The organism is Gordonia sp. Z-3 (genome assembly GCF_036233855.1).
Classification (GTDB): domain Bacteria; phylum Actinomycetota; class Actinomycetes; order Mycobacteriales; family Mycobacteriaceae; genus Gordonia; species Gordonia tangerina.
In genome coordinates this window covers 152782-167644 of record NZ_JAZARS010000014.1, presented here as the reverse complement: position 1 = coordinate 167644, position 14863 = coordinate 152782, and the positions used below count along the sequence as shown (strand labels likewise).

Annotated in this window: 16 protein-coding genes; 12 read left to right on the top strand and 4 right to left on the bottom strand. The window is 66.8% G+C overall.

Going from position 1 to position 14863, the window contains the following annotated elements; all coding sequences use genetic code 11:
• Positions 1-359: 359 nt before the first annotated feature.
• Positions 360-1247, top strand: coding sequence for an ectoine hydroxylase (thpD, locus tag VX037_RS17075; protein WP_235724339.1), 888 nt, complete (start codon positions 360-362; stop codon positions 1245-1247).
• 60 nt (positions 1248-1307) lie between these two features.
• On the opposite strand, the gene VX037_RS17070 is transcribed toward thpD, so the two are convergent.
• On the bottom strand, positions 1308-2804 hold the full coding sequence (locus tag VX037_RS17070) for an MFS transporter (RefSeq protein ID WP_235724338.1): 1497 nt from the start codon (positions 2802-2804) through the stop codon (positions 1308-1310).
• Positions 2805-2924: 120 nt separating this feature from the next.
• Here VX037_RS17070 and VX037_RS17065 point away from each other — a divergent pair, with 120 nt between their 5' ends.
• From VX037_RS17065 to VX037_RS17040, 6 genes are all read left to right on the top strand, one after another.
• A complete protein-coding gene (locus VX037_RS17065; protein ID WP_235724337.1) occupies positions 2925-3398 on the top strand; it encodes a MarR family winged helix-turn-helix transcriptional regulator in 474 nt (157 codons plus the stop codon).
• Complete coding sequence (locus tag VX037_RS17060) at positions 3395-4294, top strand: SDR family oxidoreductase (protein ID WP_235724336.1); 900 nt, start codon at positions 3395-3397, stop codon at positions 4292-4294. Before VX037_RS17065 ends, VX037_RS17060 begins: the two co-directional genes overlap by 4 nt.
• Before the next feature lie 42 nt (positions 4295-4336).
• Complete coding sequence (locus VX037_RS17055; protein ID WP_235724335.1) at positions 4337-4732, top strand: nuclear transport factor 2 family protein; 396 nt, start codon at positions 4337-4339, stop codon at positions 4730-4732.
• Between the two features lie 75 nt (positions 4733-4807).
• Complete coding sequence (locus VX037_RS17050) at positions 4808-5176, top strand: ArsR/SmtB family transcription factor (protein WP_266063093.1); 369 nt, start codon at positions 4808-4810, stop codon at positions 5174-5176.
• Positions 5154-5678, top strand: coding sequence for an SRPBCC family protein (locus VX037_RS17045; protein ID WP_328715045.1), 525 nt, complete (start codon positions 5154-5156; stop codon positions 5676-5678). The genes VX037_RS17050 and VX037_RS17045 overlap by 23 nt, the downstream gene beginning before the upstream one ends.
• A gap of 9 nt (positions 5679-5687) precedes the next feature.
• Positions 5688-6344 (top strand): dihydrofolate reductase family protein, encoded by a 657-nt coding sequence (locus VX037_RS17040; RefSeq protein WP_328715044.1) that lies wholly within the window; start codon positions 5688-5690, stop codon positions 6342-6344.
• A gap of 153 nt (positions 6345-6497) precedes the next feature.
• Here the strand turns inward: VX037_RS17040 and VX037_RS17035 are convergent, their stop codons facing one another.
• Complete coding sequence (locus VX037_RS17035; protein ID WP_235724404.1) at positions 6498-8480, bottom strand: phage holin family protein; 1983 nt, start codon at positions 8478-8480, stop codon at positions 6498-6500.
• A 34-nt stretch (positions 8481-8514) separates the two neighbouring features.
• Between VX037_RS17035 and VX037_RS17030 the strand changes: the two genes are divergently transcribed.
• Positions 8515-9327 carry an MBL fold metallo-hydrolase gene (locus VX037_RS17030; protein ID WP_235724331.1) on the top strand — a complete coding sequence of 271 codons (813 nt, stop codon included), beginning with the start codon at positions 8515-8517 and terminating at the stop codon, positions 9325-9327.
• A 3-nt stretch (positions 9328-9330) separates the two neighbouring features.
• Here the strand turns inward: VX037_RS17030 and VX037_RS17025 are convergent, their stop codons facing one another.
• Both VX037_RS17025 and VX037_RS17020 read right to left on the bottom strand, forming a co-directional pair.
• Positions 9331-10074, bottom strand: coding sequence for a CPBP family intramembrane glutamic endopeptidase (locus VX037_RS17025; RefSeq protein ID WP_235724330.1), 744 nt, complete (start codon positions 10072-10074; stop codon positions 9331-9333).
• On the bottom strand, positions 10071-11159 hold the full coding sequence (locus VX037_RS17020) for an NAD(P)H-binding protein (RefSeq protein WP_235724329.1): 1089 nt from the start codon (positions 11157-11159) through the stop codon (positions 10071-10073). The genes VX037_RS17025 and VX037_RS17020 overlap by 4 nt, the downstream gene beginning before the upstream one ends.
• A gap of 175 nt (positions 11160-11334) precedes the next feature.
• On the opposite strand from VX037_RS17020, the gene VX037_RS17015 reads away from it, so the two are divergent.
• The 4 genes from VX037_RS17015 to VX037_RS17000 all read left to right on the top strand — a co-directional run bounded on the left by VX037_RS17015 (position 11335) and on the right by VX037_RS17000 (position 14855).
• Complete coding sequence (locus tag VX037_RS17015; protein ID WP_235724403.1) at positions 11335-12150, top strand: sulfurtransferase; 816 nt, start codon at positions 11335-11337, stop codon at positions 12148-12150.
• Positions 12151-12217: 67 nt separating this feature from the next.
• On the top strand, positions 12218-12925 hold the full coding sequence (locus VX037_RS17010; RefSeq protein WP_235724328.1) for a type 1 glutamine amidotransferase domain-containing protein: 708 nt from the start codon (positions 12218-12220) through the stop codon (positions 12923-12925).
• Positions 12925-13353, top strand: a complete 429-nt coding sequence (locus tag VX037_RS17005) for a PPOX class F420-dependent oxidoreductase (RefSeq protein ID WP_235724327.1) — start codon at positions 12925-12927, stop codon at positions 13351-13353. The genes VX037_RS17010 and VX037_RS17005 overlap by 1 nt, the downstream gene beginning before the upstream one ends.
• Before the next feature lie 47 nt (positions 13354-13400).
• Positions 13401-14855: an esterase/lipase family protein gene (locus tag VX037_RS17000; RefSeq protein ID WP_235724326.1), complete on the top strand. Its 1455-nt coding sequence runs from the start codon at positions 13401-13403 to the stop codon at positions 14853-14855.
• Positions 14856-14863: the final 8 nt, after the last annotated feature.

The following is a 14863-nucleotide window of genomic DNA, read 5'->3' as shown; positions in this document are numbered from 1 at the left end:
TACACCCGGACATCTGGTCCTCAGACCACCAGTCCGGGCCACTCGACAAGGGACCGCCACCTCACGAAAGATCGAGGTTAGGGGGGCGCTTGTGGCGGAAGTCTCATTTATCGCTTTTCTCGGCCGGTGGAGTGCGTGGTCGCGACGTCTTCGCAGATAAGCCCGCGAAACCGACCGATTCGCGCCATTGTCGGAGGTCGTCGCCATTTTAGGTCTGCCTTGCACCCCGTCTTTTCGGGTGGCAACCTCGGTGTGGCGCACGAAGCTGAAACACCACGCTGAACTGCCCGCAATATTTGCGAAACATGACAACAGAACACGGCGAAGATGCCGATTGAGGGAAAGGATCAGCGAAGATCGTGATAACTCAAACAGCAACGAAACCAGTTGACGTTTACCGGACCCGGTTGGCCAAGCGTGGCCAGATCGAGCCACGGCCGCATCCGACCGTCTGGGGGGACACGTCTGGACGCGGACCACTCTCGGCCGACCAGCTCGCGGCGTACGACGAGCGCGGCTTCCACACAGCGACAAATGTACTGAGCGACGGAGACATCCGGACCTGCATGGGTGAGGTCGATGCCATCACCGAGCGGCTCGGCGACGACGAGCGGGTGATCCGCGAATCATCGTCGGGCGACGTGCGGTCACTGTTCGCGGTGCACCAGCTCAGCGATGCCATCGCCGAGATTTGCTCGCGCCGCGACATCGTCGGCGTTGCCGAGCAGATCCTCGATGACGAGGTCTATGTCCATCAGAGCCGGATGAACCTCAAGCCAGGGTTCGCGGGTGGGCCGTTCTACTGGCACTCCGACTTCGAGACCTGGCACGCCGAGGACGGCATGCCCAAGCCGCGGGCGCTGAGCGTGTCACTCGCGCTGACACCGAACTACGAGTACAACGGCGCGCTGATGATCATCCCGGGGTCGCACAAGAAGTTCCTGACTTGCGTGGGAGAGACTCCGGGTGACTATCACCGCGAATCGTTGACCTCTTACCGGCCGCCCTTCGGCACGCCGGAGGAGGACGACGTGACCGCGCTGGCCGAGGAGCATGGCATCGATATGGTCACCGGCCCTGCGGGTTCCGCGCTGTACTTCGACTCGAATTGCATGCACGCGTCGTCGGGCAACATCACCCCATTCCCGCGGAGCAACCTGTTCGTGGTGTTCAACGCAAAGTCGAACGCCATCGGTGAGCCGTTCGCGGCCGAGCAGGCGCGCCCGGATTACCTGGCACACCGCTGACAAACACACGAGCTCCCCCTCTCAAGAGTCCTCGAGAGGGGGAGCTCGTCGTACCAGTGCTCAGGTACGCGCCGCGGTCACCGTCTCGCTCGCCGCGGGGGCGGTCTGGTGGTCGGCCTTCTTGCGTAGGACCGGGATGAACATCGTGATGGCGACGCCGACGAATGCGGCGATCGCGCCGATCAGGAAGCACCACCGGAACGCCGAGTGGCTGGGCACATCGAAGGAACCGTAGGTGACGGTCGAGCTGGTCAGCACCAGTGCCATCACCGCGGAGGCACTGGTGGTGCCGATCGAGCGCATCAACCCGTTGAGGCCCACGGCTGCCCCGGCCTCGCGGATCGGCACCGAGTTCATGATCAACGTGGGCATGGCGGCGTAGCCGATGCCGACACCCGCCGAGCAGATGACCGAGGCCAGCGCGAGCTGCCAGGGCGCGTTCATCAGTAGGAAGGCGCCGAGGTAACCCAGTCCGAGCACGGTGGCACCGATGGCCATCGTGAACTTCGCGCCGATCGTGTTGATCAGCGTGCCCGAGACCGGCGCGAACACCAGCATCATCAGGCCACCGGGAGCCATCCACAGGCCGGCGGCGAGCAGCGTCTGGCCGAGGCCGCCCATCGCCACCGGGATCTCCAGCAGCTGCGGCATCACCACGGCCTGGGCCATCATGCCGAAGCCGATGGCGATGGCGGCGATGTTGGTGAGCAGCACGGCCGGGCGGGCGGTGGTGCGTAGGTCCACCAGCGGATCGGTATGGCGCAATTCGTAGGCGGCCCAGATCAGCAGCAGCACGAGACCGCCGAACAGCAAGCCCAACGTGCTGGCCGATCCCCAGCCCCAATCGTTGCCCTTCGATACGGCGATCAGGATGCCGGACAGGCCCAGCGCAAGACCGACGGCGCCGCCGATATCGAAGTGTCCGCCGTTGCTGTCGTCGATGTGCGGGACGAGTACCGCGACCAGCACGGTGACCACCAGGGCCAGCGCGGCCGACACCCAGAACAGTGCGCGCCAGTCGAATTCCTGGGCCACCCAGGCAGACAACGGCAGGCCGATCGCGCCGCCGACACCGAGCGTGGCGCTCATCGCGGCAACCGCCATCGACGTCAGCTTGGGCGGTGTGACCTCCCGCATCAGACTGATGCCGACCGGGATGAAGCCCATGGCCAGGCCCTGCACGGCTCGGCCCACGATCATCGGGATCAATGACCCGCCGAGCGCACAGATCAGCGACCCCACCACCAGCAGCATCGCGCTGCCGAGCATGATTCGCTGTTTGCCGAACATGTCGCCCAGGCGCCCTGCGATGGGCATGGCCACCGCCGCGGCCAACAGCGTGGCGGTGATGACCCAGGACGCATTGGAGATCGACGTGTCCAGCAGTCGGGGCAGTTCCGGCTGGATCGGGATCACCAGCGTCTGCATCAAGGATGCGACGAGACCGCCGAAACACAGGACGGCAACCACCGCGATCGCGGCGCCGGTGTGCTTGTCGTCGGTCAACTCGGCGTCCACCGGGACGGCCGACTGCTCGCCGGATGGCGAAGTGCTCATGGGCTCCCTTTCCTCATTCGCAAGACTCCCCGAAACTGATGTGTAGCGTACATATGTACGATGCACATACCAACTCGTGGGTAGATTGCCAGGTGTCGTGACCGGGAGGGGATGTCGGATATGCCGGAAATCGGGGACGAGTCGGTGTGGCAGACGCCGCTCTACCAAGGGTTGGCCGAAGAGCTGCTGCGGATGAGTCGACGTAAGACCCATATCGTTCCCGGGGCCATGTTGGAAGCCTCGGCGTTCGCGATTCTGTGGACGCTCTCCGACGGCGCCCCGCGCACGCTGCGTGATCTCGCCGACGAACTCGACCTGGATCGGTCAACGGTCAATCGGCAGGTCAACGCGGCCATCAAGCACGGCCACCTGGAACGTTTCGAGGTGGCCGGTCAGGCGAGTCGGCTGATCCGGCCCACCGCAGCCGGCGAGGCGGCGTTCGAGCACGACGGACAGTTGCGTGCCGATCGGCTCCGGCGGGTGTTCGCCGACCTCGATCCCGGGACACCCGAAGCGCTGCTGCACGAGTTGCGCGCATTCAATGACGCCTACGAGCGCACCTACGTCCGCCAGCACGAAACTGCCCAGCGGTGACCGACACCGATCCGACCGGGCCTGAGGTGGCTTCCTCCGGCACCTACCTGGTGACCGGAGCCGCCTCCGGGATCGGCCTTGCCGTCGCGGATCGGCTGTGCGTTGCCGGGCACCGGGTGATCGGTCTGGATTTGCGTGACGTCGACGTGTGCGCGGATCTGTCCACCCCCGCCGGGCGGCGCGGTGCGGTCGAAGCGGTGCTCGCCTCGGCCGGCGGCCGGCTCGATGGTGCGGTTATGGCCGCCGGTCTCGGGCCCGCGAAAGGGCGTGAGGACAGCATCGTGGCGGTGAACCTGCTCGGTGTCATCGAACTGCTCGAGGGCCTCCGTCCAGCGCTCGCGGCCGCCACCGACGCAAAAGTGGTGGTGTTGGGCTCGAACTCGGCCGCCACGACCCCCTTTGTGCCACGACGTGCCATACGTCTGCTGCTCGACGGTGACGACGAGCGTGCCGTTCGGCTGATTCGACGTCGTCGTGGTGTGGCGGCGCCGGTGGCCTATGCCGCATCGAAACTGGCGGTGGCGAGGTGGTGTAGGCAGCGCGCGGTCGCCGATGAGTGGGCCGGTGCGGGAATCAGGTTGAACGTGATCGCGCCCGGACCGGTATTGACCCCGCTGCTCCGTGCTCAGCTCGACAGCAGCACCGGTGCTCAGGTGCGGTCCTTCCCGGTCCCGATCCGGCAATACGGCACCCCGCACCAACTCGCCGACTGGATCACGATGATGCTCTCGCCGAGCGCGGATTTCCTCGTCGGCAGCGTGCTGACCGTCGACGGCGGAACCGATGCCTTGCTGCGGCCCGACGGCTGGCCGCGGCAGCTTCCGATGCATGCTCTTCCGCGCATGTTGTGGACGATGTACCGTGCCCCTCGGGACGGTCGTGTCGCACAGTATTGAGGGTGCGGTCCACCGGTCGGCATCACAGGCGAGAGGACGGGCATGTCCGCATTCCGGCAGGCGATAGACGTACGCGACATGGATACGGTGGAGCAGATGCTCGCCGACGACGTGGTGTTCCGAAGTCCGGTCGCATTCAAACCCTATGAGGGCAAAGCGATCACGAGCGCGATCCTACGCACCGTCGTCCAGGTCTTCGAAGACTTCCACTATGTGCGCGAGATCGGCGAGTCGGGTGGCCGTGATCATGCTCTCGTCTTCGAGGCCAAGGTCGACGGACTGGCCATCACCGGTTGCGACTTCCTCCGATTCGACGACGACGGCAAGATCGTCGATTTCATGGTGATGGTTCGTCCGTTGCGTGCCGCGGAAGCGTTGGCCAAACAGATGGGCGAGCGGTTCGAATCGATCGTCGAGATGGCCTCGCGTAGTTCCTGATCATTCTCTACGACATTCGACCGGCGTCGCTGCTGTAGACCTTTACATTTTCCGATATAGGAATATGATGGCTTCATGGCGCGAGCGGCGACGACCTCCGACGCATTCAATGCGATTGCCGAGCCGCAGCGTCGCGAGATCCTGATCCTATTGCGCGGCGGCGAGCGGCCGGTGAGCGACGTCGCGCAGGATCTCGGCATGAGTCAGCCGCAGGCGTCCAAGCATCTGCGCGTGCTGCGGGAGGTCGGGCTGGTACAGGTTCGCGGCGCGGGAAAACAGCGCCTGTATGACCTCGACGCCCGAGGGCTGCAACCGGTTCGCGAGTGGTTGGGCGGTTTCGAACGGTTCTGGAACGAGAGCTTCGATCGGCTCGACGAGTACGTCCACGACCTGAAGCAGGCGCGAAGAGAGGGAGATTTCGATGACAGCGAACAACGAGGCTGACGCCGCCGAGGTGACCGTCGACCGTGAGGTTGTGGTGTCGCGGATGATCAGCGCACCAATGGAATTGGTATTCGAGGCGTTCACGCAGGTTCGTCATCTGTCCCGATGGTGGGGGCCGGACGGATTCTCCACCACCACCCGATCGTTCGAGTTCCGGTCCGGAGGAATCTGGGATTTCGTCATGCACGGGCCGGACGGGACCGACTACCAGGAGTGGATCACCTGGCAAGAGATCATTCCCTCCGAGCGAATCGAACTGCTGCACGGAGCCTTTCGCGATGATCCCGACGCCTTCACCTCGGTCCTCACCTTCGAACCGATCGGTGATCAGACCCGGATCGTGATGCGCACGGTGTTTCCCACCCGCGAACTCCGCGACGAGGCGGTGCAGCGCTATCACGCGATCGAAGGCGGCGAGCAGACGCTGGGCAATCTGGCGTCCTACGTCGACGAACTCGTCCAAGACGGTGCCGCCCCGAACGCTGCCACCGGGCGCGAGTAGGACAAGCGCATGTCTCTGGTTCGGGTACACAACTTCTCGGTCTCACTCGACGGTTTCGGCGTCGGCGAAGGCCAACAACTCGACGCGCCGTTCGGCCACGCCGGACATCGTCTCATGCAGTGGGCGTTTCCCACGCGGACATTCACCCAGATGGGCTTCCACGGTGAGGGCCCGGGCGATACTGGCGTCGACGAGGCGTTCGCGAGCCGGTGGGCTACCGACATCGGCGTCGAGATCATGGGGCGCAACAAATTCGGGCCGCAACGCGGTCCCTGGGCCGACGAACAATGGCGCGGGTGGTGGGGCGACGACCCGCCGTTTCACACCCCGGTCATCGTGCTCACCCACCACCCGCGTCCGACGCTGCAGATGAACGGCGGCACAAGCTTTCACTTCGTCGACGCCGCGCCCGCCGAGGCATTGCAGCGGGCCAGAGAACTTGCAGAGGGCAAAGATGTCCGAATCGGCGGTGGCACCACCACCATCCGCGAGTTCCTGGCGGCGGACCTGATCGACGAGATGCACATCGTCGTCGTGCCCATTCTGCTGGGTCGCGGTGAGCGGCTCTGGGACGGTCTCGAGGGTCTCGATGAGGGGTTCCACATCGAACCGGTGTCGTCGCCGAGTGGGGTTGTCCATCTGACGTTTTCGCGGCGGCAGGTGTGAGCTCGTGTTGAGGTTCGGGGGCGGGTGCGGCGGGTCTGGTCTCGATACGTCACTCGCCTAGCGGCTCGTGGCTACTCGACCAGCGATATGGTTGTTGGCAAAGTGGGGAGCGACGCGGGTTGGTGACTACTCGACCAGCGATAGGGTTGGTGGCTACTCGGCCGGCGAAGGGGCGTCGCGCCAACCGGTCAGCACCGCGTGGACGGCTTCGGCGCCGTGCAGGGGGTCGGGTGGGTGCGGGAGGTCTTTCGGGAACAGCAGGAACGGTGTGCTCTGCGGGCCGCCCATCCCGCCGTGCGAGCCTACCTGTTCCTCGAAGGCAGCGACCTCGTCGGTCTCGGGCCAATAGGCGCCACCGACCATGATGTCTGCGACATTGTCGAATGTATCTGTGCGCCGGATCTTCTCGAGTGCATCCGGGCCGAACCCGCGCAGCGGGTCGGTGCCGGTGACCGCCCCGGTGGCCACGTCGACCGAACCGTCGGCGCCGAGCACCACCGACCCGCCGCCGGGCACAGCAACCAGCAGGAAACCGATCCCGGGGTGGCCGCATAGTCCCGCGAGTAAACCTGGATAGGCGTCCTCGATCGACTCGGTATCGGCGCGGCCGTCGATGCGCGGGAAGCTGATCAGGCCCAGGTTCCCTGAGCCCAGCACAACCGGTCGATCAGACGGCGGGGACACGTCGGTTTTCTCACCCGCAGAACCCATACTGGCCGAGGCATAGAGCCGCCCCTCGGCATCGGCCTGCGCCGAGAGGTCTTCGGACTCCGGCCGTTCGGGATCGCCGCACAGCCGGTCGACCAGCTGTGCCAGACTCTCGCCGTAGCGCCGACTGAAGGTGGCGCCCTGACTCTGCCCGTGATCGGACAGCAGCACAACCCGGTAGTCGCGGTCGGCCTGTTCCACGGTGGCCAACAGCAGTCGGATGGTCTCGTCGATCTTCGTCAGCACCGCAAGGGTTTCCGGCCGCGAAATACCCGAGTGATGCGACACCTCGTCGTAGCCGATCAGGTCCGCGTAGATGATGCTGCGACCGTCGATGAGATCGCGGACCACCGCGGCCACCGTGATGTCGTTGGCCACCACGGTGGTGAAGGCCCGCACGAACGGGTAGACGCCGCCGCGTCGGACCCGTGGCCGGATGTCGCGCCGCCGTTGATGAAACCCCTGGCGCAGTTCGCGCTGGATCTCGGCGATCATCCGCACCACTGTGCGCAGTGCGCTCGACGGGTCGAAGAAGTACGACGCGTAGCCGGCGTCGCCGCCGAGTCGGGCGCCCCGCATCCGGCTGACCACCAGCACGTTGTCGTCGGCGCCGCCGGTGAACAGGTTGCCGCGGCTGGCGCCGTCGAACGCCAGCAGCCCCGGTCGGTCGGCGCGTTCGGCCTCGCGTTGTTCGTTGTCGCGGGGGTTGCTGAACACCGCAACGGTGCCGGTGGTCTTGTCGTACCAGCGAAACGCGGGGACGTTGTGGTTGCAGCCGTGCAGGATGCCCAGTTGGGACGCACCGGTCTGGCTGCTCCAGTCGGTGTGCCAGGGCACCAGCCGGTGGGTGTCGCGGACCAGCTTCGCCATCGTGGGGGTGACCCCATCGGCGATGGCGCGCCGCAGCACGCCATGACCGAGGCCGTCGATCTGTAGGCACAGCAGACCCGGAGTGGTGGTGGCCGGTACCGACGGGCGCCGGCGGAAACGTTGCCGACGCACCTGCATGATCCGGTAGGAGGTGTCCGAGCGGGATGCGATCACACCACCGACCACGGAACTGAACACCGAGAGCAGCGCGGCCATCACGAACAGGTCGAATGTGCGGTCCACGCTGGCGACCGGCACGAGGATCATCGACAGCATCAGCAACAGCCCGCCGGCCAAAAAGACCGCGACGAACAGCATCACCGGTCCGATCCATGCCATCGCGCGCACCACCAGCGGCCACAGGATCGCGTTGAGCAGACCGAACACCAGCGCCAACGCCAACGCCGCCGGCAGCGTGGTCGCCCGGCCGTCCACCACGACCGTGTCGAGGGTGACCCCACCGAAGACGGCGTCGAGAACCAACAGGGCGAGTGCCGAGATCAGCCACAAGACGATGAGTTCGACGACGATGCCGACGACTCGGGCGGTGCTGCGCATGGCGTCCTTTCGATTGCCCTGCGATGGTAATGGCATGACCCATCCCGGCGACGACCCTGCGACCCGCCGCGATACCCGCCCGGACTCCGAACTGCGCTGGCTGGGTCATGCGAGCACTCTGCTCGTCGATCGGCAGACCACCGTGCTGACCGACCCCATCCTCACCGGACGGGTTGCCCATCTGCGGCGGCGACGCGGCCCCATTCCGAGCGACCCCGACGTTCGTGCTCCCGATGTGGTGCTGTTGTCGCATCTGCACGCCGACCACACGCACCTGCCGTCCCTGCGGCTGCTCGGTCAGGACGTGCCGATCGTGGTGCCGCGCCACGCGCCCGACGTACTCCCTGCCTTGCGAGCCGTCGGGGGTCGGCTCATCGAGGTCGTGGCGGGCGACGAGATCACGATCGGTGGGTTGGGGATACGGGCCGTGCCCGCCGATCACGACGGCAGGCGATGGCGTCGCGGGCCGGCCGATACCGTCGCGCTCGGCTATGTGATCAGCGGGCAGCGGACGACCTACTTCGCCGGCGACACCGACCTCTATCCCGATATCGGCGACTGGGTTCCCCGCTGTGACCTCGCGCTGCTGCCGGTTGGCGGTTGGGGGCCGAACCTGGGGCCCGGGCACATGAACCCGACGCGGGCGGCCGAAGCAGCCGAGATCGTCCATGCCGGACTGGCCATTCCGGTGCACTTCGGGACTCTGTGGCCGATCGGACTCGAACGTGTGCGGCCGGACCGCTTCTTTCGGCCGGGCGCGGACTTCGTATCACTCTTAGCGGACAACGCGGTGGCCGCCATCGAGCTGCAACCGGGTGAAGGGATCGAGCTGGGCGAGTCCTCGTGACACTCACGTACCGAAGATCGGCGGCAGACAGAACAGGATGATCGCGCCCCAGATCACGTGGGTACAGATCGCCGCGAGGACTCCGTCGGTCGCGCGACGCAACACCGCGCACACCGAGCCCAGCACGATGGCGGCGAACCCGAGCATCACGTTGCCGCTGGCCAGCGTGACGAGAGCGTAGAGCAGCGTCGACCAGATCAACGGTTGATGCTTCTGCACCGCCGAATACACCGCTCCCCGGAAGAAGATCTCCTCGGCCAGACCGTTGCCGAGGGTGATCGCAGTGATCAGCACCACGCTGCCCTCGTCGCGGAACGCGAGCACGTTGCGCACCAGGGAGGCCAGCACCTCGATTTCGCGGGTGATGAGCGCGCCCAGGACGAAGGCGGCACCCACGGCGAGACCCACCGCGATGCCGAGCGCGGCCGCACCGACCGCAGACGCCGACCCGGTCGACGCCTTCGGCGACGTCTCGGACTCCGGCGGTCGCCACCCGAACCGTCCCAGCCGGATCGGCCCCGACAGAAACCCACCGATCAGCCAGGCGGCCGCCAACGCGATCGTCATCGGGACAAAGGATGCAGCCCCCGGTTCGGCGGACAGCGAGAAACCCAGGATGATCGCCCCGATCACCACGAAGACGGCGACGACGATCCGCCGGCGCCGCAACGCATCGGGGTCGTCGCGCGTGGTGCCGGGAGCGGGCTCGGTCAGTCGCTGGGCGAAGGTCGTGAGGTCGGCAGTCATCCTGTCAGCAGGGATACCATGCTTTGCGCTACTCGTCCCGTCGACGACACCGTCGTGGACACCGTGGAACCGATCATGCGGCGCACCCGCATCACATCTCCGCCCGCCCACATGGGGTCGGTCTCGGCCAGATGATGCAGATTCGACAATTCGCAAACCGGCCGGGGTGCGGGACTGCGCACGGCCGCGGCGATGGCCTTGCGCATAGGGGTCAGGCCGCCGGGCAGCGCCGGCACGATCTCGCGGATCGTGTGTTCGGACGCGGCCATCGGCTGATCCAGCGAGGTCACCAGGTCTTCGGTCAGCGACGTCGGTACCGGCACGATGCGTCCGGCGACCTTGCCGACCAGCCGCGTACTCACGTCGGGGAAGGGGAGGCGCAGCCGAGGTTGCCCGATGGCCCGCAGATACTCGGTGAGGACTTCGCCGTAGCGGACGCCCTCATCGGGGCCGGCGATGTCGTAGGCGCCGGCCGGGACCTCGGGCCGTGCAACAGCGGTCAGATAGTGCAGCACATCGCGTATGGAGATCGGGTCCATCGGGTTGCGGGTCCACCCCGGTTCCGGGATCACCGCGAGCCGGTCGGCGACGTAACGGATGATCTCGAACGAGGTGGACCCGGCACCCAGGATCACCGCGGCCCGCAACCACACCAGATCGGCGCCGCCCGGGATGTTGAGCGCATCGGCGGCGTCGGCGCGACTGCGCAGATGCGGCGACAGGCGGTTGCGGTCGACGTCGGGAACAAACCCGCCGAGGTAGATGATGCGGCGAACCGACGCGTCGCGGGCGGCCAACGCCACGTTGTTCGCCGCGCGCACATCGGCATCGTCGAAGTCGTCCTGACCGATGCCGTGCACCAGGTAGTAGAGGGCGTCGATCTGGCCGGCGTCCTGCAGCGCAGCGTGCGCCGACCATTGGTCGTCGGCATTCATCTCGACGGCGGTCACGGCGTCGTACCAGCTGAACTGCCGCAAGGATGCGGTCCGCCGGCTGCTGACCACCACCTCGTGTCCGGCCGCGAGCAGCGAGCAGACCAGCCGCGACCCGACATATCCGGTCGCGCCGGTGACGAACAGTCTCATCGAAGTCCCCCTGGGCATGGTCGCTGCCAGTTGTTCATACCCCGACGCTACGAGGTTCAACCCCGGCGCGTCGCGCGTGCGCGCGAAGGTGCAACACGATCGCGACGGCGATCACGGCGAGGTAACGCCGGTCGCGCGACGCGGCGTCGTCGTCGGCAGTGACAAGATCGACGACATGCTCATCAGTGTGGACGAACTCACCGAAGCGATGCTCTCCGACCGGCCGCCGGTGATCCTCGACGTGCGGTGGCAGCTCGGTGACAGTCACGGTCACGAGCACTACCGCGACGGACACATCCCGGGTGCGGTGTACGTCGATCTCGACCGCGAACTCGCCGCACCCCCGTCGCCGGAGGACGGGCGCCATCCGCTGCCCGATATCGCCGACCTGCAGGCCGCGGCCCGGCGTTGGGGGATCGACGACTCGTCGCCGGTGGTGGTCTACGACGACATCGGAAATCTGGCGTCGGCGCGGGCATGGTGGTTGCTGCGGTGGGGTGGGCGCCACGACGTCCGGATGCTCGACGGTGGCCTCGGTGCGTGGCGTGCCGCCGGACTTCGCGTCTCTGCCGGCGACACGACGCCTCGCGCCGGGTCGGTGACACTCGACGCGGGACACCTGCCGGTGGCGGAGATCGATGACGTGGCAACGACATCGGCGATCCTCGTGGACGCGCGCGCCGCCGAGCGATACCGAGGCGAGGTGGAGCCGGTCGATCCGCGCGCAGGTCATATCCCGGGCGCCATCAGCGCACCCACGGCTGCCAACCTCGGCCCCGATGGTCGGTTCCTACCCGCCGAGGAACTCCGGGAGCGGTTCGTGGCCTTGGGAATCGGCGACGACGACGAGGTGATCACCTATTGCGGCTCCGGGGTCAACGCCGCCCATGCCGTCGCGGCGTTGCAGATCGCCGGGCGGTCCGCCGCGTTGTACCCCGGGTCGTGGTCGCAATGGTCGGCGAATCCGTCCCGTCCGGCCGAGACCGGGTGACGCCCCGCCGATCGTGAGTACCGTGGGGAACATCGGAGCGCCACAGACGAGACCGAAGGAGGCCGACATGGCACAGACGGTGCTGTTCGTGATGACCGGATCCGACCACTGGACCCTGAAGGACGGAACGCGGCACCCCACCGGGTTCTGGGCCGAGGAAGCGGTGGTCCCACTCGAGGCCTTCGTCGACGCGGGCTATCAGGTGACCGTGGCCACGCCGGGCGGGGTCCGGCCACCCGTGGACGAAGGCAGTCTCAGTGCGCGGAGCGCCGGTTCCGAAGAGGCGGCCGCGCACTATCGGGAGGTCATCGACAACGCGCCCGAGTTCCAGAAGCCGATCGCGTTGGCCGACGTGAAGGTCTCCGACTACGACGCGGTGTTCTTCCCGGGCGGGCACGGTCCGATGGAGGATCTCGCCACCGATGCCGACGCGGCCGCCGTGCTGACCGCGGCGATCGGCGGTGATGTTCTGCTCGGCATCGTCTGCCACGGTCCCGCAGCGTTGCTGTCGGCCAGTGATGCCAACGGCCAGAGCGCATTTGCCGGTCGTACGGTCACCGCCTTCACCAACGCCGAGGAGGAGCAGGCCGGCCTTGCCGACCAGGCGCCATGGTTGTTGCAGGATCGACTCACCGAAGCCGGACTGAAGGTGATCGCCGGTGACCCGTGGGCCCCACACGTGGAGACCGACGGCGCGCTCTACACCGGCCAGAACCCGGCATCGTCGGCTCCGTTGGCCCGAGCCATGGTCGAGCGACTGGAACAGGGCCGCTGATGTCCACCGGCCCACTGCCGCCGGCGGTCACCGAGATGCTGGCTCAACCGAATCCCAGCGTGATGGCCACGTTGCGCAAGGATGGATCACCGGTCTCGGCGGCCACGTGGTACCTCATGGACGGCGACCACGTGATCCTCAATATGGATGACGGACGGGCGCGGCTCGGTCACTTGCGCCGCGATCCGCGGGTGACGCTCACGGTGTTGGCCGAGAACTGGTACACCCACGTCACTCTGATCGGTCGGGTGATCGAGTTCCGCGCAGACGAGGGTCTCGCCGACATCGACCGGCTGTCGCGGCATTACACCGGCAGTCCATACCCGCAGCGCGACCGTCCACGTACCACCGCGGTGATGGAGGTGCAGCGGTGGTTCGGCTGGGGCGAGATGAAAGACAACGACCAGTCGCAGTCGGTTCAGTCCTGATCCCAGAGCGGTCGATGTGCTGATAGCGCGAGCCGGAAGGAGTCGCGGTGGCCACCATTCGTCACGGTGACCTCGTCATCGAGGTCCCCGATGATCTGTCACCGGACGAGGTCGCCGTGCGCGACATCGGCGACGACGACCCGCTCGTGCAGGCGCTGTCCGCCGCTGACGATCTCGCGCTGGTGCACAGGGTGGCCATCACAATCGAGCGGCCGCTGTTCCGCACCGTCGAGGCGTCGACGTGGGGGCGTCCGGTCGCCCCACTGCTTCGCGTGCGGTCGGTCGGCGACGGTGACGTGCTGCTGTGTGAACGCGGCGGATGCTACTCGTGGGCCACGCACCGCGGCACACCGCCGGACGACCACAACGTCAGTGCAGTGCGGCCGACGGTGTTCGACGAACCGCGGCGCGGCGAGCCCGAGCTGAGTATCCGCCTCGCCGCGGCCGGTGTCGCGGAGAACACATTGCGGCTGTTCGGGATTCGCCTTCGTCGACCGCTCGCCGGTGACATCGTGGCTGCGTTGGAGTCGCGAATAGCGCGGCCATCGCTGGTCGAGATCGCCGATTCCGATCCCACCACCTGGACGCCGATCCAGCCCGCGGACGTCAGCTTCGGTGCCGGGACCAGTCGCGTGGTGCTGTTGGTCCACGGCACGTTCAGCACCACCCGCACCGGCTTCGGCTGGCGGGACGCGGGCTGGCGTGCGGTGCTCGACGACCTGATCGGCGCCGAGGGCACGACCGTGCTCGGCTTCACCCACCGCACCCTGAGCGAAGATCCCGAGCAGAATGCCCGGCAACTCGTCGCCCTGCTCGACCAACTGCAGGCCGATCGGATCGATCTCGACATCCTCACCTACAGCCGCGGCGCGCTCGTCGCGCGCAGCGCCATCGAACTGGTCGGCATGCCCGTCGGCGTCGTCGTCCGTGACGTGACCATGCTGGGCGGGCCGAATGCCGGAACGTTGCTGGCCGACCGCAGCAACTGGTCGACGTTGCTCGACCTCTACACCACGCTGCTCGCCGACGTGATCCGTCGATTCGCCGGTGCCGCCGGAGGTGCTGCGGCGCAACGGGTGCTGACGCTGATCTTTGCGGTGGTGAAGGGCATCATCGACCAGGCTCTCGATGCCGAGCAGGTGCCCGGGCTGGCCGCCATGACGCCGGGGTCGGCCTTTCTGGACCGGCTCAACGCGGGTTCGGCTCCGGACGGCGGGGTGACGTACTCGACGGTCGTCACCGACTTCGAACCGAGCGAGGTCGCCGACATTTCGCAGAATCTTGGTGCGGCGCTGGCGCGGATCGCCGACGAGGTGGTGGATCCACTGATGGGTGACGCCGCCAACGATCTGGTCGTCGATGTCGGCAGCATGTCGCTGATCGACGGGGCGGAGGTTGCGGCCACCGACATCCATCGGGTCCCGAGTTCGTCTGGCACACATCATCTCTCGTATCTGCTTACCGACGAGTCGTTGCGCATCGTCTCCGAGTTGCTCGACTGAGCTCCGCC

Bases quoted from the DNA above. Each gene is read 5' to 3' on its own strand.
- VX037_RS17015 (WP_235724403.1), top strand. From the start codon at position 11,335: ATGCTCATCAGTGTGGACGAACTCACCGAAGCGATGCTCTCCGACCGG.
- VX037_RS17025 (WP_235724330.1), bottom strand. From the start codon at position 10,074: ATGACTGCCGACCTCACGACCTTCGCCCAGCGACTGACCGAGCCCGCT.
- VX037_RS17020 (WP_235724329.1), bottom strand. From the start codon at position 11,159: ATGAGACTGTTCGTCACCGGCGCGACCGGATATGTCGGGTCGCGGCTG.
- VX037_RS17070 (WP_235724338.1), bottom strand. From the start codon at position 2,804: ATGAGCACTTCGCCATCCGGCGAGCAGTCGGCCGTCCCGGTGGACGCC.
- VX037_RS17035 (WP_235724404.1), bottom strand. From the start codon at position 8,480: ATGCGCAGCACCGCCCGAGTCGTCGGCATCGTCGTCGAACTCATCGTC.
- VX037_RS17050 (WP_266063093.1), top strand. From the start codon at position 4,808: ATGGCGCGAGCGGCGACGACCTCCGACGCATTCAATGCGATTGCCGAG.
- VX037_RS17005 (WP_235724327.1), top strand. From the start codon at position 12,925: ATGTCCACCGGCCCACTGCCGCCGGCGGTCACCGAGATGCTGGCTCAA.
- VX037_RS17010 (WP_235724328.1), top strand. From the start codon at position 12,218: ATGGCACAGACGGTGCTGTTCGTGATGACCGGATCCGACCACTGGACC.
- VX037_RS17040 (WP_328715044.1), top strand. From the start codon at position 5,688: ATGTCTCTGGTTCGGGTACACAACTTCTCGGTCTCACTCGACGGTTTC.
- VX037_RS17030 (WP_235724331.1), top strand. From the start codon at position 8,515: ATGACCCATCCCGGCGACGACCCTGCGACCCGCCGCGATACCCGCCCG.
- VX037_RS17065 (WP_235724337.1), top strand. From the start codon at position 2,925: ATGCCGGAAATCGGGGACGAGTCGGTGTGGCAGACGCCGCTCTACCAA.
- VX037_RS17055 (WP_235724335.1), top strand. From the start codon at position 4,337: ATGTCCGCATTCCGGCAGGCGATAGACGTACGCGACATGGATACGGTG.
- VX037_RS17045 (WP_328715045.1), top strand. From the start codon at position 5,154: ATGACAGCGAACAACGAGGCTGACGCCGCCGAGGTGACCGTCGACCGT.